The 21,010-nt window shown below is 61.3% G+C and carries 20 protein-coding genes; 5 read left to right on the top strand and 15 right to left on the bottom strand.

Going from position 1 to position 21,010, the window contains the following annotated elements; all coding sequences use genetic code 11:
• Positions 1-9: 9 nt before the first annotated feature.
• The 6 genes from EDD52_RS04560 to EDD52_RS04585 form a co-directional block, all read right to left on the bottom strand.
• Positions 10-945 (bottom strand): GAF domain-containing protein, encoded by a 936-nt coding sequence (locus EDD52_RS04560; RefSeq protein WP_243651836.1) that lies wholly within the window; start codon positions 943-945, stop codon positions 10-12.
• The gene (locus tag EDD52_RS04565) at positions 942-2,636 is read right to left on the bottom strand and encodes an ABC transporter ATP-binding protein (RefSeq protein WP_132242307.1); all 1,695 of its coding nucleotides are present in this window, start codon (positions 2,634-2,636) and stop codon (positions 942-944) included. Before EDD52_RS04565 ends, EDD52_RS04560 begins: the two co-directional genes overlap by 4 nt.
• A gap of 5 nt (positions 2,637-2,641) precedes the next feature.
• On the bottom strand, positions 2,642-3,715 hold the full coding sequence (locus EDD52_RS04570) for an ABC transporter permease (RefSeq protein WP_132242309.1): 1,074 nt from the start codon (positions 3,713-3,715) through the stop codon (positions 2,642-2,644).
• 70 nt (positions 3,716-3,785) lie between these two features.
• Positions 3,786-5,156, bottom strand: a complete 1,371-nt coding sequence (locus EDD52_RS04575) for a CmpA/NrtA family ABC transporter substrate-binding protein (RefSeq protein WP_424449796.1) — start codon at positions 5,154-5,156, stop codon at positions 3,786-3,788.
• A gap of 236 nt (positions 5,157-5,392) precedes the next feature.
• On the bottom strand, positions 5,393-6,583 hold the full coding sequence (locus EDD52_RS04580) for a CmpA/NrtA family ABC transporter substrate-binding protein (RefSeq protein ID WP_132242311.1): 1,191 nt from the start codon (positions 6,581-6,583) through the stop codon (positions 5,393-5,395).
• Positions 6,580-7,164, bottom strand: coding sequence for an ANTAR domain-containing response regulator (locus EDD52_RS04585; protein ID WP_132242313.1), 585 nt, complete (start codon positions 7,162-7,164; stop codon positions 6,580-6,582). Before EDD52_RS04585 ends, EDD52_RS04580 begins: the two co-directional genes overlap by 4 nt.
• Positions 7,165-7,484: 320 nt before the next feature.
• On the opposite strand from EDD52_RS04585, the gene EDD52_RS04590 reads away from it, so the two are divergent.
• Entirely contained in the window at positions 7,485-9,611 is a 2,127-nt protein-coding gene (locus EDD52_RS04590; RefSeq protein WP_132242315.1) for a DEAD/DEAH box helicase, read from the top strand.
• A 45-nt stretch (positions 9,612-9,656) separates the two neighbouring features.
• Here the strand turns inward: EDD52_RS04590 and EDD52_RS04595 are convergent, their stop codons facing one another.
• The 4 genes from EDD52_RS04595 to EDD52_RS04610 all read right to left on the bottom strand — a co-directional run bounded on the left by EDD52_RS04595 (position 9,657) and on the right by EDD52_RS04610 (position 13,313).
• On the bottom strand, positions 9,657-10,337 hold the full coding sequence (locus tag EDD52_RS04595) for a GntR family transcriptional regulator (protein WP_132242317.1): 681 nt from the start codon (positions 10,335-10,337) through the stop codon (positions 9,657-9,659).
• An 85-nt stretch (positions 10,338-10,422) separates the two neighbouring features.
• The gene (locus tag EDD52_RS04600) at positions 10,423-11,703 is read right to left on the bottom strand and encodes a TRAP transporter large permease (RefSeq protein WP_132242319.1); all 1,281 of its coding nucleotides are present in this window, start codon (positions 11,701-11,703) and stop codon (positions 10,423-10,425) included.
• A 2-nt stretch (positions 11,704-11,705) separates the two neighbouring features.
• The gene (locus EDD52_RS04605) at positions 11,706-12,233 is read right to left on the bottom strand and encodes a TRAP transporter small permease (RefSeq protein WP_132242321.1); all 528 of its coding nucleotides are present in this window, start codon (positions 12,231-12,233) and stop codon (positions 11,706-11,708) included.
• 84 nt (positions 12,234-12,317) lie between these two features.
• Entirely contained in the window at positions 12,318-13,313 is a 996-nt protein-coding gene (locus EDD52_RS04610) for a TRAP transporter substrate-binding protein (RefSeq protein ID WP_132242323.1), read from the bottom strand.
• 276 nt (positions 13,314-13,589) lie between these two features.
• Here EDD52_RS04610 and EDD52_RS04615 point away from each other — a divergent pair, with 276 nt between their 5' ends.
• Positions 13,590-14,804, top strand: coding sequence for a multidrug effflux MFS transporter (locus tag EDD52_RS04615; RefSeq protein ID WP_132242325.1), 1,215 nt, complete (start codon positions 13,590-13,592; stop codon positions 14,802-14,804).
• Between the two features lie 341 nt (positions 14,805-15,145).
• The gene (locus EDD52_RS04620) at positions 15,146-16,327 is read left to right on the top strand and encodes a GAK system CofD-like protein (RefSeq protein WP_132242327.1); all 1,182 of its coding nucleotides are present in this window, start codon (positions 15,146-15,148) and stop codon (positions 16,325-16,327) included.
• A 39-nt stretch (positions 16,328-16,366) separates the two neighbouring features.
• Here EDD52_RS04620 and EDD52_RS04625 read toward each other — a convergent pair whose 3' ends face one another.
• Genes EDD52_RS04625 through EDD52_RS04640 form a run of 4 tightly spaced genes read right to left on the bottom strand, consistent with a single transcriptional unit; the run spans position 16,367 to position 18,683 of the window.
• Positions 16,367-16,810, bottom strand: coding sequence for a MarR family winged helix-turn-helix transcriptional regulator (locus tag EDD52_RS04625; protein ID WP_132242329.1), 444 nt, complete (start codon positions 16,808-16,810; stop codon positions 16,367-16,369).
• Entirely contained in the window at positions 16,810-17,640 is an 831-nt protein-coding gene (locus tag EDD52_RS04630; protein WP_132242331.1) for a carbon-nitrogen hydrolase family protein, read from the bottom strand. Before EDD52_RS04630 ends, EDD52_RS04625 begins: the two co-directional genes overlap by 1 nt.
• Positions 17,640-17,897 carry a glutaredoxin 3 gene (grxC, locus tag EDD52_RS04635; RefSeq protein WP_132242333.1) on the bottom strand — a complete coding sequence of 86 codons (258 nt, stop codon included), beginning with the start codon at positions 17,895-17,897 and terminating at the stop codon, positions 17,640-17,642. The genes EDD52_RS04630 and grxC overlap by 1 nt, the downstream gene beginning before the upstream one ends.
• Positions 17,898-17,933: 36 nt before the next feature.
• The gene (locus EDD52_RS04640) at positions 17,934-18,683 is read right to left on the bottom strand and encodes a ComF family protein (RefSeq protein WP_132242335.1); all 750 of its coding nucleotides are present in this window, start codon (positions 18,681-18,683) and stop codon (positions 17,934-17,936) included.
• On the opposite strand from EDD52_RS04640, the gene EDD52_RS04645 reads away from it, so the two are divergent.
• Together EDD52_RS04645 and hemH are read left to right on the top strand one after the other, a co-directional pair.
• Positions 18,682-19,500 (top strand): class I SAM-dependent methyltransferase, encoded by an 819-nt coding sequence (locus tag EDD52_RS04645; RefSeq protein ID WP_132242337.1) that lies wholly within the window; start codon positions 18,682-18,684, stop codon positions 19,498-19,500. The two genes, EDD52_RS04640 and EDD52_RS04645, sit on opposite strands and share 2 nt — an antisense overlap.
• 55 nt (positions 19,501-19,555) lie before the next feature.
• Positions 19,556-20,617 carry a ferrochelatase gene (hemH, locus tag EDD52_RS04650; RefSeq protein ID WP_132242339.1) on the top strand — a complete coding sequence of 354 codons (1,062 nt, stop codon included), beginning with the start codon at positions 19,556-19,558 and terminating at the stop codon, positions 20,615-20,617.
• 84 nt (positions 20,618-20,701) lie between these two features.
• On the opposite strand, the gene EDD52_RS04655 is transcribed toward hemH, so the two are convergent.
• Entirely contained in the window at positions 20,702-20,902 is a 201-nt protein-coding gene (locus tag EDD52_RS04655; protein ID WP_132242341.1) for a ferrochelatase, read from the bottom strand.
• Between the last annotated feature and the right edge of the window lie 108 nt (positions 20,903-21,010).

The raw sequence follows: 21,010 nt of genomic DNA on the forward strand, positions 1-21,010 counted from the left end.
TACGGCTCCTTAGCGGTACCAGGCAACGATGTGCGAAAGCGCACCGCCAACGTGAATGGGAAGGGCAACGATGGAGGCATAGCCCGCAGGCAGCCCCGCACCGTCGCTTTCAACAACGGGCTGACCGCTGCCCAGAACGCGACCGATACGGCCCTGCCACGCGGTCGCACGGCGGGGGTTTTCGTCGTCCCACAGCTTGCCCTCGCGTTCGCAAATTCCGTCGATCAGCACCGCTTCGTTGGAGTGACCCATCGTCGCGGCGCGGGCGTCCCAAATCTCGAAACGACGGGCGATGGGAGTCCCAAGCGCGGACAGAAGCGTCAGGATGAAGACGTCGCCGCCCGGCACGGGGACCGGCAGGCCAAGCCCTGTTGTCAGACCTGCCTTCCCGGCGCTTTCGGCACGGATGAATTTATATCCCGACCCCAGATCGCGCATCAGCATCGGGGTGCTGGCGGCCCAGACGCCCCCGGGCAGGCCTTGCCCACGTGGGAACTGTGTGTGCTGCGAAACCCATTCGAACTGCTTGGCGGCGCCGTAATAGCCATCGTCGAGCTTCAGAACGCCGTCGGCTTCGGTCCAGACCTCGATCGCGCCGATGCGTTCGTCATCATCCCCGCACAGGACGGTCAGAACCGCCTTCAGCTCGTCACCTGCAAAGACGGGGATCGCAACGCCGCTGGTCAGCCCGGCCTCTTTGGCGGCCTCGGCACGTTTGAAGTAGGAATTTTCAAACCCCTTCAGCACCACAGGGCGCGCATCGGCCCAGGCCTTGCCGGGCAAACCTTCGCCTTTGGCGAAGCTCTCTTTGCCCGAAGCCGCCTTGAAAGCGTCAAGGTCACCATAGTTGCCGCTTGCCAGAACAAGCTTGCCGTCTTGCGGAACCCAAACCTCGGTTACCTGAATGAAAGTGCGTGCAGCGGCGTCGAGGACAGTGTCCATCATGCGGCCTCCTGATTGGCTGGTTTCGCGGATTTGGCAGCATCTTTCTTGCTGGTGGCCCCATGCTCATACTCTTCGAGAAAGCTGAGAACCTGCTCGCGGTAGAGGTAGTAATCGGGGTGTTCCAACAGCGCTTTGCGGCTGCGCGGGCGCGGCAGATCCACATCCACGATCCGCCCGATTGTTGCCTGCGGCCCGTTGGTCATCATCACCACGCGGTCGGCCAGAAGGATCGCTTCGTCAACATCATGGGTGACGCAAACGGCGGTGACCTTCGTGCGGCTCCAGACCTCCATCAGCACCTCTTGCAACTCCCACCGGGTGAGGCTGTCAAGCATGCCGAAAGGTTCGTCCAGCAGCAGCAATTTCGGCGACAGGGCAAAGGCCCGTGCAATGCCAACACGCTGCTTCATGCCGTTGGACATGGAGGCCGCGCCCTTGTCCATCGCGTCCGCCAGACCAACGCGCTCAAGGTAGTATTCCACCACGTCCTGACGTTCAGCCTGCGAGGCACGGGGGTAGACCTTGTCCACACCGATCGCCACGTTCTCCTTGGCGGTCAGCCACGGGAACAGGTTGGGCGACTGAAAAACCACCGCGCGTTCCGGATCGGCGCCTTCGACGTGCCGACCGTCAAGTTTGATCGCGCCTTTCGAGATTTCGTTCAGGCCAGCAGCCATCGTCAGAACCGTGGATTTACCGCAGCCCGAATGGCCGATCAGACTGATGAATTCGCCCTTGTTGACCTTCAGATTGAAATCCTCGACCACGGTCAGCGGGCCTTTTGGCGTGGGATAGACTTTGTGCAACTGGCTGAAATCCAGAAACCGCTCTTCGATCATCCCGGCCTGAGCATCGACAACAGCCGACGGCACGCCGTGAATGGGTGTCACATCCGGCAGCGAGCGGCTGTCTTCGACCTTGGCCTCGATCCCGACATCCATCAGATATTTGGTGACCTCGGCGCGCAGCTTTTTGAAGCCTTCGTCGTGGTTCATCTCCATCCGGTCACGCGGGCGCGGCAGTGTTACGTCGAACGCCGCACCCAGGGTGCCATCGGGGTTAAGCGGGATGATCCGGTCAGCAAGGATGATCGCCTCATCCACATCATTGGTGATAAGAATGCAGGTCTTTTTGTCCTGCTCCCAGATATCCAGGATCTCATCGGCAAGATTTGCCCGCGTCAGCGCATCCAGCGCGGACAGGGGTTCGTCCAGCAGCAGAACTTCGGGATTCATTGCCAGCGCCCGCGCCACCGAAACCCGCTGGCGCATCCCGCCAGACAGTTCCGCCGGCCGGCGCCCGGTCGCGTGGCCCAGACCAACCATATTCACGTAGTGATCGATCTTGGCCTGTCGGTCCGCCTTGGCAAGCTTTGGGAAAACCGCGTCGACTGCCAGCCCGACATTGCCCCCCACCGTAAGCCACGGCATCAGCGAATAGCTTTGGAAGACCAGACCACGCTCCGGGCCCGGTCCGGTGATCGGCTTGCCCTTGAACTCCACGCTGCCCCGGTCGGGCGACTCGAGCCCGGCCATCAGGTTCATCAGGGTGGATTTCCCGGTGCCGGAAAACCCGAGGATCGCGACGAACTCGCCTTCTTTGACATCGAGATTGATGTTTCTCAGGACTTCGGTGCGGTGCGTGCCCTGACCAAAACCCTTCTGGACGTTCTTGAAATTGATGATCCCCATGTCGATCACCGCGTGCCCGAATAGGTGAACATGGATTGCAGCGCGTACATCACCCGGTCGAGCAGGAAGCCGATGATCCCGATGGTCAGAACCGCCACCATGATCTTGGCAAGGCTTTGCGAGCTGCCGTTCTGGAACTCATCCCAGACGAATTTGCCCAAGCCGGGGTTCTGCGCCAGCATTTCCGCAGCGATCAGCACCATCCAGCCCACACCCAGCGACAGGCGAAGCCCGGTAAAGATCAAGGGCAGCGCGGAGGGCAGGACCAGCTTGGTGATCTTGGTCCAGGTGTTCATCTTGAGAACCTTGGAAACGCTGACCAGATCCTTGTCGATACTGGCCACACCAAGCGCGGTGTTGATCAGCGTCGGCCACAAGGAACACAGCGTCACCGTGATGGCCGAAACCAGAAAGGATTTGGAGAACATCCCGTCATTGGTCGCATAGACGGCAGAGACGATCATCGTGACGATCGGCAGCCATGCCAGCGGCGAGACAGGCTTGAAAATCTGGATCATCGGGTTGATCGCGGCATTGGCCGTCGGGGACAGCCCCGCCATGATCCCCAGCGGAATCGCAACAACAGACGCGATCAGAAAGCCGAAGAAGACCGTTTTGATAGAGGTCCAGATCTGCTGGTAATAGGTCGGCTGGCCGGTAAAGGTGCGGATCTTGACGTCTTCGGCGCGGCCATCTGCAACCAGCTTGGCATTGCGCTCTTCCTGACGTTCGTAAAAGGCCGCTTCCTTTTCCCGGGTGCGGACCGCATCGGCATTGAGGTTGACCGCTTGCTCCCAAACCTGTGCCGGGCCGGGAATGGCGCCCAGCGACGTCTGCACCGTGGGGGCCAGCGTGGCCCAGCCCACCAGAAACACAAGGATCGCCAAGACCGGTACGCCCAAAAGGCGCCAAATTTCCGAGAATTGCGCGCGCGGGTTGTCGCCCGCAGCTGCTTTCAGGATCGGCGTGACCCAGGCTAGGCCCAGAACCTGGAACCAGGCATCAGCCTTGTTGATCCGTGTGAACAAGCGGGCACGGCGTGCTTCGCTATCCAGACTGGAGGGATCGATTGCGGTCATGTCACTGTCCTGTTTTCAAATGTTTGCGGGCGACCCGCCCTGACCGCTCGGATCAGGGCGGGAAACTGGCTTAGCCTTGCACTTCGTTGCCAACGACGATCTGCTCGCCTTTCAGGCCGATCGGCAGGCTTTCGAGATAGGCGTTGGGCGCGCGGCCGTCATAGGCGATGCCGTCGATGACATCCTCTGCCGGGGTGGGTGCTTTGAACCCGTCGCTGTCCCATGGGAAATCCGCCTCGTTGGCCAGACCTTCATCGACCAGCATCCGCGCGGCGCTGAGATAGATTGCGGGCTTGTAGACGTTCTTGGCCGTCTCGACGTACCACTCGTCGGATTTCGCCTCGGGGATCTGGCCCCAGCGGCGCATCTGCGTCAGGTACCAGATCGCGTCCGAGTAGAAGGGATAGGTCGCGTTGTAGCGGAAGAACACGTTGAAATCGGGAACTTCACGCTTGTCGCCCTTTTCGTATTCGAACGTGCCGGTCATCGAGTTGGCGATCACTTCGGCATCCGCGCCCACATATTCGGACCGCGCCAGGATCTCGACCGCTTCTTCGCGGTTGGCGTTGTCATTCTCGTCCAGCCAGATGGCCGCGCGGATCAGCGCCTTGGTGATGGCGAGCGTGGTGTTGGGGTTCTCTTCGGCAAATCCGGCGCTGAGGCCAAACACTTTTTCCGGGTTGTTTTTCCACAGCTCATAGTCGGTGATGACCGGAACGCCGATCCCCTTGAACACCGCCTGCTGGTTCCAGGGCTCGCCCACGCAATAGCCATAGATCGTGCCCGCTTCCATCGTCGAGGGCATCTGCGGCGGCGGTGTCACGGACAAAAGAACATCCGCACCGATCTGGCCGGAAATGTCGTCTGTCGAATAGAAACCGGGCTGCAAACCGCCTGCGGCCAGCCAGTAACGCAGTTCGTAATTATGGGTGGAGACCGGGAAAACCATGCCCATGTTGAACGGCTTGCCTTCGTCGCGATAGCTCTCGACCACTGGCTTGAGTGCGGAGGCAGAGATCGGGTGCTGCGGACGGCCGTCATCCATCACGGGGATATTCGGCTTCATCTGTTCCCAGATTTCGTTCGACACGGTGATGCCGTTGCCGTTCAGGTCCATGGAAAACGGGGTGATGATATGCGCCTCTGTGCCATAGCCGATGGTGGCGGCCAGTGGCTGACCTGCCAGCATGTGCGCCCCGTCAAGCTGACCGTCGATCACACCGTCCAGAAGAACCTTCCAGTTCGCTTGCGCTTCCAGCGTGACGAACAGGCCCTCGTCCTCGAAGTAGCCGTTTTCATAGGCAACGGCGAGTGGCGCCATATCCGTCAGCTTGATGAACCCGAAGGTCAGCTCGTCCTTTTCAAGGTCAAGCAGCTCTGCCATGGCAGGCGTGGTGGCAAGCATTGTCAGACCTACGGCCCATGTCGTGAGTGTTTTCATTCCCTGTACCCTCTTTTTACTGATGTTCGCGGCCATAAAAAAAACCGCCCGATCCGACCGCGCGGGAGGAGGGCGCGGTGTGAATCGAGCGGCTTTGCTCTTGGTATTCCCTGCCGCCCACATTGGCGGCTATCGGGCTGCGATGCCCGTATACCTAACGGTAATATACTGCGGTGCCTGACGTCCAAGGAATCGCGCTGCAATTGCACGGTAAATCGCTGCGATGCAGAAATCGCCTAAGTTATAGGCGCTTTGCTGGGGGCCGCGCCGAAAATCGCGCCGTCGAAAAATGCGTCCGGGCCTAGAATCATGTGCCCCCGGGTCGAGGCGACGGCCGTCCGATGCACCATCGCACCTTCCAGTTTCTCCGATGCTCCGGGCAGATCGACACTCATCGGCCCAAGTGCCCGCCGGTAAAGATCGCTGCGGAAACTGTCTTTGGCGGTCTGCTGGGCCGGTCCGGGGTCCAATCCATGCAGCTGCGCCAATTGCTCGCCGATCCACGCCGCTTGGCTGCGCCATGGAAAATTGGCCGCCTGCCGGTGGAACATCAGGAAATTCTCACTGTCGACGGCTGGCGTGCCCAACCGGGTCACAATGCGCCCGGTGATTGCAGGTTCCAGCGTTTGCTCGGCCACGTCCAGATGCCGGCTTCGGGTCAGAATCTCGATGGCCAGCGGCTTGTTGTCGGGGACGTCAAGCCAGCGCGCGGCATTGTAGACGGCGCGCATCAGCGCCTCGCAGGTCCGTGGGTTGGTCTGAGTGAATTCGTGACGGACCCCCAGCACCTTTTCAGGTGAGAACTGCCAGATCGCAGAGCTTGGCAGCAACAGCGTCGCATCTGCCCTCTGCACCGCGATGGACCCCCAGGGCTCTCCCACGCAGAAGACATCCAGCGCGCCTTCGGCCAATGCTTCGGCCATACGGGGCGGCGGAATGGTAACGATTTCCAGACGACCATCCGAACACGCCGGATGCGATTGCAGCCAATAGTTCAACAGCAGGCGGTGCATGGAGAACGGAAATGGCACCCCGATGCGGAGTGGCGTTGGGGAGGCCGCAAGCAATGCATTTGCCGTGCCGACCGGATCGCCGAACCCGCCGGCCCAGCCGACCTCCCGCATACGGTCCGCCAGCGCATTGGATGCACCGATCACGGTGCCATTGACCGACATCACCATCAGTGCGTCGATCTTTGCCGACAGACCGCCAAGGCCAAGCGACATGACCACGGGCATGGGCGAGAGCATATGCGCCGCGTCCAGATGGCCAAGCGCAAGCATGTCGCGCAGCGCCGACCAGGACGGTTGCCGAACGAGGTTCAGATCCAGCCCTTCTTGCGCTGCGAATTTCAGGGTCTGAGCGACGATCAGCGGCGCACTATCCACCAGCGGAAGAAAACCGCAATTTACCGGTGTCAGTCTCATCGCAGCAAATCCGCCGAAGTCACCAGCGCCTGCGCCACGTCGATGACCTTGCGCCCTTGATCCATCGCCGCCTTGCGAAGCAGCGAATAGGCTTCTTCCTCTGTCACGCCACGCGCCTGCATCAGCAGCCCCTTGGCGCGGTCAATGGTCTTGCGGTCCACCAGGGCGCGCTTTGCGGCGTCCAGTTCGGACTGCATCTTGACCATCATGTTGAACCGCGCGATCGCGGTCTGAAGCACCGGTTTGATGCGGTTCTTCTGCAACCCGTCGACGACATAGGCGCTAAGACCCGCGCCAATTGCGGCCTGCGACAGGTCGGCATCCGTGCGATCCACGAACATCGCCACCGGGCGGGACCGCGCATCGCTGGCGATGCTCAACTGTTCCAGCGTGTCACGGTCGGGATGAGAGATGTCGATGAGCACAATATCAGGATCGGCATCCACGATGGCGCGGGCGAGCCCGACAGAGCTTTCCATCACAGTCACGTTTGCCCAGCCGCCATCAACCAGCGCTTCGGTGATATCCCGCGCGCGCTCACGTTCTGCTTCCACAACCAGGATCTTGAGCGTTGTCTCCATGTGCAATCGCTAGCAAACCCAACCGGAAAGACGAGGCGTGGCGGCGCGGCACCCTTTGACAACTCAAAGTTCGCCCATTTACCGGGCAGTTTCGGGGTGGCTGCCTATTTTGTCGGCGACTTCAGTCCGGATGGCTGCGCGACGGCGCGAATTCCCTCTGTGTCTGGGTCCGAACGATCAGACCCTATGCGCTTTTGTCCGCGCCAAGGCGATTTCGCCATGTACTTTCCACACGAACTTCGTTATTGGGGCTGATCCCGCGCGGCATCGGCCTGGCGCATTCGGGCGGCGCACGCCCCAGACCTACGGAACTCCTTGCAATGATCCCAACCCTTTCCGCAGCGCTCGCCGAGCGTGGCTACGACACTCTTACTCCTGTACAGGAGGCCGTGACCGACCCCGAGCTTGAAAGCTCTGACCTGCTGGTTTCGGCGCAAACGGGCTCTGGCAAGACGGTGGGATTCGGGCTTGCCATCGCAACGACCCTTCTGGGCACCTCTGACCATTTCGGACCCGCTGCCGCCCCCTTGGCGCTTGTTATCGCCCCGACGCGCGAACTGGCCTTTCAGGTCATGCGCGAGCTCAGCTGGCTTTACGCCCGTGCGGGTGCACGGGTGGCGTCTTGCGTTGGCGGGATGGACATGCGCGACGAACGCCGGACGCTTGAGCGCGGCGCACATATCGTCGTGGGGACGCCCGGCCGTTTGCGCGACCACATCCAGCGCGGATCGCTCGATATGTCGGCACTGCGAGCCGTCGTTCTGGACGAAGCGGATGAGATGCTGGATCTCGGTTTCCGCGAGGATCTTGAATTCATGCTTGGCGAGGCGCCCGAAGACCGGCGTACCTTGATGTTTTCGGCCACTGTCCCGCCGATGATCGCAACGCTTGCAAAGCAATACCAGCGCGATGCCCGCCGCGTCAGCACGCTTGGCGGCGCGCAACAGCATGCCGACATCGCCTATCAGGCCGTGCGCGTCGCACAGTCCGACAGCGAGCATGCGATCTTCAATATCTTGCGCTATCACGAATCCGAAAGTGCCATCGTCTTTGCCAATACCCGCGCCGCTGTCAGCCACCTGACCGCGCGCCTTGCCAACCGGGGCTTTGCCGTCGTCAGCCTGTCCGGAGAGCTGAGCCAGACAGAGCGGACCCATGCCTTGCAAGCCATGCGGGACGGGCGCGCGCGGATCTGTGTCGCAACCGATGTGGCCGCACGTGGTATCGACCTTCCCAACCTGAACCTCGTGATCCATGCCGATCTGCCGACGAATACCGAAAGCCTGCTGCACCGGTCCGGGCGTACGGGCCGCGCCGGCCGCAAGGGGATCTCTGCCCTGATCGTGCCGCCAAAGGCCGTCAAGAAGGCCGAGCGGACCCTGAAATGGGCCAAGATCAACGCCGAATGGGTCACTGCCCCCTCTGCCGAAGAGATCCTGCAACGCGATGAGGAACGTCTGCTGAACGACCCAGCTTGGACCGAACCGCTCAGCGACGACCAGACCGCCTTTGCCGCCAAACTGCTGGCGCAGCATTCGCCCGAAGCGGTCGCAGCGGCCTTTTTACGGCTTTACCGCGCCAAGCGGTCGGCCCCCGAAGAACTCTTGCCCCCCGATACCAAGGCCCCCGCCCGAGAGCACAAGGCCTTTGGCCCCAGCCAGTGGTTCGCGCTGTCAGTGGGCCAGAAGGACCGTGCCGAGGCGCGCTGGCTGCTGCCGCTTCTGTGTCGCGCGGGCAACCTCGACAAATCTTCGATCGGCGCGATCCGCGTGCAGGATTCCGAAACTTTCGTAGAGCTGACAAAGGCCAGTGCTGACGGGTTTCAGTCCGCTCTGGGCCCCGATGGAACGCTCGAAGAAGGCATCACGGCACGCAAGCTCGACAGCGCGCCGAACATTGCGCCGCAAAAAGGCGGCCAAGGTCGCGGACCCAAGGGCGGGCGCGGCGGTGATCGGTCCGATGACCGGCGCCACGACCGGAAGCCGCGTGCCGATGCCAGCGCGCCAACTGCCCCGCGCGCACGCGATGACCACGCAAAGCCAGCCCCCGCGCCCAAGCCTGCGGCCGCTCCCGCAGAGGCTGCCGCAAAGCTGCCCTATGAGGAAGCGCACGGCCCCGCGAAGGCAAAACATGCCCCAGCCCGCGCGGAAAAGACCGACGCACGTGGCGGCAAGCCCGGTGGGTCGAAATTCGGCGGGTCCAAGCCGGGCGGCGCGAAACCGGCTGGCGGCAAACCGGCTGGCAAACCCAAAGGCGGCAAGCCTCCATTTGGGAAATCCGCAGGTGCCAAACCGAAGGGTAAGCCTGCACGCTCTGGAAGTGACGCGCGCGACAGTTCCAAAAGGTTCACACCACCGGGCAAACCCGCCGCAGGGCCGCGCAAGTCGGTGTCAGCATCCCGACCAAGCAAGGGCGGGAACGAGCCGCCGCGCCGTAGCAAACGCTAAGCAGTCTGCACCGGCGGGGCCTGTAAGGGGCCCTGCCGGATAACTTCACTCGAAATATCCGCCATGCTCGCGCTGGATTTTGTCGACAACGGAATCCAATCGCGACAGATGCTTGCGAATTGCTGCTTCGACGGGTGCGAAATCTGCCCCGCCCAGCGCCGCGATGATGGTCTTGTGATCGTCAAGCAGCACATCCATTTCGGCGTTCTCTTCAAGCGACAGAAGACACAGGCGATCCACCTTTGTCTTCATCTCCGCGATGGTCTCGAAGGCCAGTTCCAAACCTGACGCGGCGCACAGCATCTTGTGGAACTCATAGTCCAGCTCGTGAAAAAGGTCCGAATCCTTCGCCTCAATCGCGGCTGCCTGCTGCTCGATATTGTCCTGAAACCCGGTGGTGTCGATCTTTGGCCAATTCGCCTGGGCGGCCCTCAGGACCTCTACCTCGATCGCGGTTCTGACAAAGCGGGCATTGGCAATTTCCGGCGCCGAGAATTTGCGCACAACCGTCGCCTTCTGCGGCCGGATAAGCAGAAGCCCAAGATTTCCCAGACGCGAGAACGCATCCCGGACGGGCTGGCGCGACACGGAAAACTGGCTGGCGACTTCGGCTTCAGAGATCTTTCGCCCCGGCATCAGCTTCAGCGTGACGATGTCGTGATACAACGCCTCAAAGACCTCGTCGGCGCTGGTGCGGCCTTCTGGTACAGGTCTCGCTTGTGCCATGTCAGTCCTCCGCTCCCTGATCCTTGATCGCTCCGATGCGAATTCTGGCAGATACTCCGTTTGAATATTTAATCCAAGGACGCGCTCACTCGAAATGCGATGGCAGCCAGAGCGAGATCTGCGGCACGAAAGTGACCAGCAGAAGCGCGCCCAGGATCGCGATATAGAAGGGCCAGATTGATTTCAGCGCCTGTTCGATCTTGATCTTGCCAACGGCGCAGCCGACGAAAAGGCAGGTCCCTACCGGCGGCGTGCAAAGCCCCAGACCAAGGTTTATCAGCATCATGATCCCGAATTGGATCGGATCCATGCCCAGCCCCTTGGCGATGGGCAGAAAGATCGGCGTACAGATCAGGATCAGCGCGGCCATATCCATGATCATTCCGAGGATCAGCAGGATCACGTTGATCATCAGCAGGATGATGATCGGGTTTTCGGAGATCGAGACCAGCAAGTTGCTCAGCTGCGTGGGCACCTGATAGAGCGCCAGCAGATAGGCAAAGGAACTCGCGAAGGCGATCAGGATCATCACCATTGCCGTGGTGCGAACTGCGCCCGTAACCGACCGTACGAACGCTTCGAAGCTGAGGCTGCGATAGTAGAATGTCGTGAGCAGCACCGCGTAGATCGCGCCAAACGCGCCGGATTCGGTCACCGTGAAGACGCCTGACAATGTGCCGCCAACGATGATCACCGCGGTCATGAAGCCGGGAATGGCATCTGCCGCACTGCGCCCGACCTCGCCCCAGCCCGGAAACGGATCTGACGGATAGTTGTGCTTTACCGAAAGGATATAGGCGGCAATGGCAAGACACACGCACATCAGGATGCCCGGCAGCACCCCCGCAAGGAACAGCTTTGAGACCGAGATTCCGCCGCCTGCTGCGACGGCGAAGATGATCATGTTGTGGCTGGGCGGGATGACGATCCCGGCGATGGATGACGTGACCGTGACGTTGACCGCGAAATCCGGCCGGTAGCCGCGCTGCTTCATCACCGGCACGAGCAGCGAGCCAAGGGCAGAGATGTCTGCCACGGCAGAGCCCGATATGCCCCCGAAGAGCATGCTGGAGAAGATGTTGACCATCGCCAGCCCGCCCCGCAGATGGCCAACTAGGGCCGAGGCCAGCTTGACCAGTCGTTTGGCGATACCGCCATGCAGCATGATCTCTCCGGCGAAGACGAAAAACGGGATCGCCAGCAGGGAAAAGACCGATACACCCGCCGTCGCCCGCTGAAAGGTGATCAGCATGGGAAAGCCTTCGTACCAGAAGGCCGCCGCCGCAGCGATGCCCATGGCAAAGGCCACAGGCGCACCAATCACGACGCCCGCACCGAAGACGCATAGCAGAATGGCCAGACCCATGCTCAGAACTCCTCGGCTTCGGCTTCAGGCTCCCAGGCCTGGAATGTCAGGATGCGGAAAAGGCCGCGCGTGCCCGCAAATGCAAAGATCAAAGCGCCACAAGAGGTGATGGCCAGCGTTCTGAAACTCTCGGGGATGTTCAGCATCGGCAGCAAAGTGTCCCAGCCGAATTGCATCAGGGTCACGCCGGCGATCAGCATGATCGCGCCAAACGCCGCCAGAATAAGGTCGATGCCAATCATCAGGATCTTTTGCACGGCGTTGGGCATCATGTCGCGAAAAAGCGTGACGCCGATATGGGTGTTTTCGCTGATGCCTGCGGCCGCGCCCAGAAACGAGATGTAGCAGATCAGCAAAAGCGCCAGCTGTTCGACCCAGGTCGGCGTGACGTTCAGCACGTAGCGGCCGAAAACGAGCCACCCGAACGTCACGACCAGAACGACAAGCGCGCAGGCTGCGACGAGGATGCAAAGGGCGCGGACCCGGTCGAGGGCCGATTCCACCAGCCGGATGAACGAAGGCTTTGACATCGGGCGCTCCGCTGACGATGTGAGGGGTTGGTATTGAAAGGCCCGCCACCAAAATGCGGCGGGCCTTTGCGTATCAGGCCGTGATCAGTCCGCGTTGCGGATCATGTTGACCAGATCGGTCAGATCAGGGTTGTCGGCCAGGAACTTGTCGTAAACCGGGGCCATTGCCGCCTGGAACGGGGCCTTGTCCTCGATCGTGTTCACCACTGTGCCGCCAGCCTGAACTTTTTCCATGCTCGCCGCTTCACGCGCCTGCCACAGCTCACGCTGTTTCACGGCGCTCTTGTGGCCAGCGTCCAGCAGGATTTCCTGCTGCTCGGGCGTCATCTTTTCCCAGGTCTTGAGGCTCATGCACAGGCATTCCGGGATGATCAGGTGTTCGGTCAGCGAGTAGTATTTCGCGACTTCGAAATGGTTTGTCGATTCGTAGGAGGGCGGGTTGTTCTCTGCCCCGTCCACGACGCCGGTCTTAATCGATTGGTAGACCTCGCCAAACGCCATCGGGGTGGCGTTGCCATCCATCGATTCAACCATGCTGACGAACAGGTCGTTGCTCATGACGCGAACCTTCAGACCGGTCACATCGGCAGGCGTGTTGATCGGCGTCTTGGAATTGTAGAACGACCGCGCACCGGCATCATACCAACCAAGCGGCACCATGCCCTTGGCCTTCATACCTTCGCCAATCGCGGCACCGACTTCGCCGTCCATCAGCTCGTACATCTGCGGGATGCTTTTGAAGATGAAGGGCAAGGACACCACGTTGGTTTCCGGAATGGACTGACCCATCGGCCCAAGGCTGAATTCACCAAAGTCGATCACGCCAAGGCGGATCTGCTCGATCGCGTCGGGCTGGTTGCCCAGAACGCCGTTGTGGAAAATCTTGCCGGTCACTTCGCCGTTGCTCCGCTCGGCCACTTCGGCCATGAACGACTCCATGGCGATGGAAACCGGGTAATCCTCGACATGGATGTTCCAGCCGCGCAGATCTGCGGCACTGGCTGTCGTGGCTGCCACGGCAAGGCATCCCCCCAGCATGGCGCCGGACACAGTTGTGGTAATGTTCGAAAAGAATTTCATGCGATCCTCCCTAATCACGCGCTTGCACGGTTGCCGTTTGAACCGTGCCCTGCCACCTTATCTTGGCGGTACGGGCGATCCCTCGGCTGGCCGCGTCAGGTATTCTAGTATACCAGATTACGCGACCTGTAAATTGTATTCTTCCGGGGCATGCGAATTACAGATCGATCCGTCCTTACAAGCGCGCCGGATTCCGGGCGCATTTGCTCCTTGACCAGCGGTGCCGGGGACGGTCTACCACCACCACACATACCGCATCGCAAAGGCCACGTGACCATGACCAAAGCTGCCGGGCATCGTGAGCGGATCGTTCTATATGCGCTGCTGACCTCGCTCACGGCTGTCAGCATCGACGCGCTTCTGCCCGCGCTTCCAGTAATCGCGGTCGAGCTTGACCCGGCGCCTTTCCTGTCCACGCAGCATGTCATCTCGCTCTTCATCTTCGGGATGGTTTTTGGCGAGCTTTGCCTCGGGCCGATTTCGGACGCGATAGGTCGCAAGAAGGCGCTTCTTGGCGGTCTGAGCGTTTTTGCCGCCGGGACAGCCATAGCGATGAGCGCCGGTTCGCTGGAAATGCTGGTGCTTGGCCGCATTCTGCAAGGTGTCGGGGTGTCCGGCCCCAAGATCGCGACCCGTGCGATGATCCGGGATCAATACGAAGGTGACGCCATGGCGCGGGTGATGTCCTTCATGTTCACCCTCATCATCCTTGTGCCGATGCTGGCACCATTTCTAGGGCAGGCGATCATGACAGCGGGCGGATGGAGGGCGGTTTTCCTGCTCTACCTCGCGATGGGGATGGTCTGTGCGATATGGCTGGCGCTTCGGCAGCCGGAAACGCTGGCCCGTGGGAAACGCAGGCGGATTTCGGTCTCGCTTCTGACACAAAATGCGAAACGAATCCTCGCCAATCGCCGCGTTTCGCTTCTTATCCTCGCGACGGGCTTTGTATTCGGCATACAGCTTTTATACCTCAGCACCGCTGTCGACCTCTTTGCTGATGCCTACGGGATCACCCGCAAGTTTCCCGCCTATTTCGCGGCCCTTGCCCTTGCGACCGGGCTTGCGACACTGCTCAACGGCACACTCGTCATGAAATTCGGCATGGACCGGATGGCACGCGCGGGCTTCGTTGGTCTGACCGCAGTTGGCGTTTTTCTGCTGCTTGGATCGGCGCTTTGGGACGGGCGCCCGCCGCTGGCCCTTTTCATGCTGCTCGGCTTCGCGGGCTTCTTTTCGGTCGGGATACTGTTCGGGAACATGAATGCCATGGCAATGCGATCGCTTGGCGAGGTTGCGGGGCTGGGGGCCTCGCTGATCGCATCGGGATCAAGCCTCGTGGCGACGGGTTTCGCGCTGGGGTTCGGCGCGCTTTACGAGGGGACAACCGACTACCTTGCGCTCGGCTTCCTTGTCGCCGGGGCCGCCTCCATGGTCCTGTCCGAGGTTTCCGCAAGCGGCGATCCTTCCCCGGTCAGACCCGCGCGCTGAACGTCAGCGGTCAGCTTTCGATGAAATTTCCGGGAAGAGCGCCGGAGGGGTCGGCCCACTACCTGATCTGCCCGGCCTTTCCTCGACTTTGCGGCCCGGTCACCAACTTCGGGATTCAATCGGCGAACGCCATTTCCCTCTTGGAAAACCTACGTAACACAAACGAATCGAGCAGCGTTGCGCAGAAGACTCCCTCTTCACCAGATCCGGCCCAACAGGCGCGCTATAGATGACAGAACGCCCAGACAGGCGTATGAATTATTCACAGGACACGGCGCCCTAAACGCCAATAAAGCGCGAAACAAAACCGGCTTCAAACGCCAGCATGGGACACATCCGCCATGACCACGATCCGGATCGAACGGGATTTGCGGCTGCCTGACGATCTTCGCGTGGCACGGGCCCAAAGCGCGCCGCATCTTGGCCCGCGCATCCTGTTTTTCAGCGGCGGCAGCGCCCTGAACGGCATTTCGCGCCAGCTCAAACGCTACAGCTTCAACTCCATGCACCTGATCACGCCCTTCGACAGCGGCGGAAGCTCGCAAATCCTGCGCGAAGCCTTTGACATGCCCGCGGTGGGTGATCTGCGCAGCCGGTTGATGGCGCTGGCCGACGAATCCGTTCTTGGCCAGCCGGATGTCTACGCGTTGTTCAGCCACCGTCTGCCAAAGACGGCCCCCCAGCAAGAGCTTCAGGCAGATGTGGCGCGGATCATCGCGGGAAAACACCCGCTGATTTCGGCCATATCGCAACCCATGCGCCAGCTGATCCAAACCTTGATGACCAGCTTTGCCGAACATGTGCCCTCGGGTTTCGACTATCGCAATGCCAGCATCGGCAACCTGATCCTTGCAGGCGGGTATCTCAGCAACGGTCGCGCGTTGGAGCCGGTGCTGTTCCTGATGTCCAAGATGGTAGACGTTCGGGGCACCGTCCGGGCCGTGGTGGATGAAAACCTCCATCTTGGCGTCGATCTGGCCGACGGGCGCAGGATCATCAGCCAGCGCCTGATCAGCGGCAAGGAAGCGCCCCCGATCGACAGCCCGATCGCACGCTGTTTCCTCAGCGACGGTGCGTCAGAGCTTTCGCCGGACGCGGTCGCGTTGCCAAAACGAAACCGCCGACTGATCGACCAGGCGGACGTGATCTGCTACCCGCCAGGCAGTCTCTATTCCAGCGTGATTGCCAATCTTCTGCCCGCCGGGGTTGGCAAAGCCATCGCAAAGCGCCCGGTCCCGAAAGTCTATCTTCCCAGCCTTGGCACCGATCCCGAGGCGCTGGGGCACCGGCTCGTGGATCAGGTAAACGCCATTCTGGCGCCATTGCGGTCAGATGCCGGGCCGGAGGCGAAAGCCACCGATCTGCTAACGCATGTCCTGTGCGACGAAGACCTGCCGGAGCATCAATGCACCGAGCTGACAGAGCGAACCGGGATTCAGTGTCATCGGATGCCGCTACGCCTTGCTGAAGAGATGAAATACGACCCCGACAAGATCGCCCGAATCCTCGTGTCGTTGGACTGACTGGCGCTTTTTCAGGCGGAGGTCGGCACGGACGCGCGCTTAGGGGTCTGATTCCAGCTTCAGCCGCAGCTCCCGCAACACTGGCAGGACGGCTTTGACGCGCGCGTCGCCAAGATCCGAGACGAGATCCGCGATCATCGGCGTGATCGCCGCGACGGCCGCATCCCGCGCAGCAAGGCCTGCGGGGCTGATCGCGACCAGTTTGCGGCGGGCGTCCTCCCAATCGGGCCGGATGTGAACATAGCCAGAGGTTTCGAGCCTCGTCAGCGTGTTCGTCATGGCGCCACGCGTCAGGTGGAACGCGCGGGCAAGCTGGGCCGGGGTCCGCTCATCCGCAGAGCGGGCAAGATGGTTCAGCACCGAGAAATGCGAGATCTCCATCTTGTTCGGCAGCACCTTGTTCAGACGGTTCCGCAAGAGCTGATCGGCAGTCAGCAATTCGCTGAAGAGCAGAACGGCGGTGGCGTTGATCGATTCCGACATCAGGGGCCTTCAAAGCTGCGGTCATGGCTGAGCGAGGGGATGCGCGACCGTGCCGTCGCAACCTCATCCAGGTCAAGATCGACGATGGTCAGCCCCGGTACGGTCCCCGCATCGGCCACGATCTCTCCCCAGGGGGAGATGACCATGGAATGCCCGTAGGTCGTGCGGCTTTTCCCGGCGCTGGCGGGGTGTGTGCCGGTTTGTGCGGGCGCCAAAACCCAAGCACCGGCTTCTATGGCGCGGGCGCGCAGCAGAGGTTCCCAATGGGCCGCGCCAGTGACCGGAGAGAAGGCCGAGGGCACTGTCAAGATTTGTGCGCCCGCCTGCGCAAGTGCGCGGTAAAGATGCGGAAAGCGGATGTCGTAGCAAATGCTGAGACCCAGCGTGCCGAAAGACGTTTGCGCGACCACGGCACGGGCGCCGGGGGCGTAGCCAGAGGATTCGCGGTAGCTTTCCGTTTCTGACACGTCCACGTCGAACATGTGGATCTTGTCATACCGCGCGCGGACCCCGCCATCGGGCGCAATCAGGAAAGACCGGTTGGCAAAGCGGCCCTCTGGCGGGTCGGATTTCACCGCGAGCGAGCCGATCAACAGCCAGATGCCCAGTTCTGACGCGGTGTCTCGCAGCCCCGCCAAGGTTTCATCCTGCGCTTCGGGGCGAAGCGTCTGTGCCTGATGCGGCCTGCTCATCGACACGCAATTCGTCACTTCGGGGGTCAGGGCAAACCCTGCGCCTGCCGCAGCGGCCTCGTGCAGAAGACCCCGGACAGTCCCGAGGTTCTGTGCCGGATCATCCGACGAGGTCAGTTGCAGCAGGGCCGTGCGCATCAGCTGGCCAAGAGCGAATCCAGCTTGCCCGCGCGTTCCAGCGCGTAAAGCTCGTCGCAGCCGCCGACATGGGTTTCGCCGACAAAGATCTGCGGCACGGTGCGCCCGCCATTGGCGCGCTGGATCATTTCGGGCTTGCGACTGGGATCGGCCAGCACGTCGATTTCTGTGAAGGTCACGTCCTTCTGGGTCAGCAACCGCTTGGCCGCGTGACAAAAGCCGCAAAGCGGCGAGGTGTAGATTTCCACGTCTTGCATGTCTGGTCCCTTCTGACAGGCTTGCTTGTCAGGGATTTAGGACTCGTTTGCAACGCGCGTCAGTGCGATGACACAAACTTCACGCGCTCGGGAAGCGTAGCAGGCCTCTGTTGCCGCCGCCAGGGTCGCCCCGGATGTCATCACGTCATCGACCAGCAGGATCGAGCGGCCCTCCATCAAGGCGGTGCGTTTCGGGTGGGCGCGGATGCTGCCCATAAGGGTGGCGAAGCGTTCATTCCGCGTCAGCCCCTCCAGCGAGCGGGTCCGGTTGGCGCGGATCAGCAGGTCGGGGCAGGATGTGCGGCCTGTTTCGCGCGCCAGAGCGTCGGCCAAGAGGGCCGATTGGTTGAAACGACGGCGCGCCATGCGGGACCAGTGCAGTGGGATGGGCGCGATCAGCGTATCCTCGCGCAGAAGCGGCCTGGCGGAATGAGCCATCCACTTGGCCGCGGGGCGGACAACATCGTGCCGGTCGCCGTGCTTGAGCGACAGAACCAGCCGCCGCCCGGAATCGCGGTACATCAACGCGGCGCGGCCCTGTTGCCACGGGCGCTCCGTGGTCATGCAGCTGTCGCAATGGACCGGCACACCATCGTCGACCCCCGGAAGCGGTGTACCACACAGGTCGCAGACCAGCCCGCCGATAAATGGCGTGTCCCGCCAGCAGGGTCCGCAAAGGCCAAAGTCGCTTTCGACCATGCCGCCACAGGTCAGGCAGCGGGGCGGATAGATCAGTTGCAGTGCTGTTTGCAAACCCGCCCAAGCCACCTTATGTCTCCGCCCCATGACTGCTGTGCCCCTGACCGACCTTGCGGCGCTTGACCGCAACCGCGCCCGTGCCGCGCGTGCGCCCGCAATGTTCCTGCACGAGGCTGCACGGGATGAGGTCGAGGATCGACTCTCGATGGTTAACAGGCAGTTTACCAATCCAGCGATCATCACGCCTTTTCCCGAAATATGGCAGGATTTCCTGCCCGGCGCGAAGATCGTGGCCGATACCGAGGTTCTGGCGCTGCAAGAGGGCGCGCATGATCTGGTAATCCATGCGCTTGCGCTGCATTGGGCGAATGATCCGGTAGGGCAGCTGATTCAGTGTCGGCGCGCGTTGCGGCCCGATGGGCTGCACCTGTCGGTGGCATTTGGCGGACAAACGCTGCACCAGCTGCGCAGCGCATTGGCGCAGGCAGAAAGCGCCGTCACAGGCGGGTTGTCGCCGCGTGTCGCCCCCATGGCAGAGATACGCGATCTGGGCGCGCTGTTGCAACGGGCGGGGTTCAACCTGCCTGTCGCGGACAGCCTGCCCATGACCGCCAGCTATGCGACCCCGCTGCACCTGATGCAGGACCTGCGGGCAATGGGCGAAGGCAACGCGCTGAGCGCCCGGCTGCGCCATTTCACCCGCCGCGACGTGATCGCCGAGGCCACCCGGATCTATGCCGAAACATGGGGCGCCGCTGACGGCCGCATCCCCGCCACGTTCGAGATGATTTTCCTGACCGGCTGGGCCCCACATGACAGCCAGCCAAAGCCCCTGCGGCCCGGAACTGCGGCGCATCGTCTTGCCGACGCGCTTGGGGCGCGCGAAACGCCGCTGAAAGATTGACCTATGCTGCATTCAGGATATGTCGGACTTAACCAAATCGAACGGATGCCCGCCAATGCTTGATGCCACCCCCTCTGCCAGCCGTCCCGCCCATGCGCCCGCCGACCATCCAAAGGTGCAGGCCCCAAAGATCGGCGTGCTTCTTGCCAATCTTGGCACGCCGGACGGGCATGATTACTGGTCGATGCGGCGCTACCTGAACGAATTCCTTTCAGACCAGCGGGTTATCGACTACCCGCGCTGGAAGTGGCAGCCGCTGTTGCAATTGATCATCCTGACGAAACGTCCCTTCAGCTCCGGTGCCGCGTATCGGTCGATCTGGAACGAAGAGAAGGACGAAAGCCCGCTGATGACGATCACCCGCGACCAGACCGCAGCGATCGCGGCCGAGGTGAAGGCGCGGCATGGCGATCAGGTGATGGTGGATTTCTGCATGCGCTATGGCAACCCGTCGACCGAATCGAAGGTCCGCACGATGGTCGAGGCCGGCTGCCACAAGATCCTGTTTTTCCCGCTCTATCCGCATTACGCCGGCGCGACCTCCGGCACGGCCAATGACCAGTTCTTTCGTGCCTTGATGAAGGAAACCTGGCAGCCGACCGCCCGCGTGGTGGACCCCTATTTCGATCAACCGCTCTATATCGAGGCGTTGGCGCAATCAGTGGAACGTGCCTATGCCGAAATGGCGGAAAAGCCCGACATCTTGGTCTGTTCGTATCACGGAATGCCGAAACGCTACCTGATGCAGGGCGACCCCTACCATTGCCAGTGCCAAAAGACGACGCGACTGCTGAAAGAGCGGCTGGGTTGGGCGGATACCAAGATCTGCACCACTTTCCAGTCGGTCTTTGGCCCCGAAGAGTGGCTGAAACCCTATACGGTGAAAGAGGTCGCCCGGCTGGCAGAGGAAGAGGGCAAGAAGAAGATCGCGGTCATCGCGCCGGCGTTTTCTGCCGATTGCATCGAGACTCTGGAAGAGATCAACGAAGAGATTCGCGAAAGCTTTGAAGAAGCGGGCGGTGAGCAGTTCACCTATATTCCCTGCCTCAACGACGATCCGGCGCATGTCGCCGCGCTGGCAACGGTTATCGACGACAATCTGAAAGGCTGGGTCTGATCCCGCCTTTCGCTATCATCCAGGCATGAAAAAAGGGCGGCGCAATCGCACCGCCCTTCTTTTTGTCTAAATCCCTAGGGGATATTAGTCAGCAACGGCTGCTGCGATCACTGCCAGCAGAACCAGCGGAATGATCAGACCAGCGGAAGAGGAAGAAGCTTGTGCTTCTTCAACAACCACGACGGGCTCCATAACCACGTCGTCTTTTGCTGCGGAACCCATGGAACCAGCCATTGCGGTCGAAGCGGCTGCTGTCATTACAGCGGCGAGTGCGAGTTTCTTCATTGTATACCTCCAGTAATACGCTTGCCGTATCCACGCATGGAATAAACGGCAAGCACCCAAGACTTACCTCGTAACTCTGTCTAAGCAGCAATTTGGGCCGAATGCAAA

Source organism: Primorskyibacter sedentarius (assembly GCF_004342065.1).
GTDB lineage: Bacteria > Pseudomonadota > Alphaproteobacteria > Rhodobacterales > Rhodobacteraceae > Primorskyibacter > Primorskyibacter sedentarius.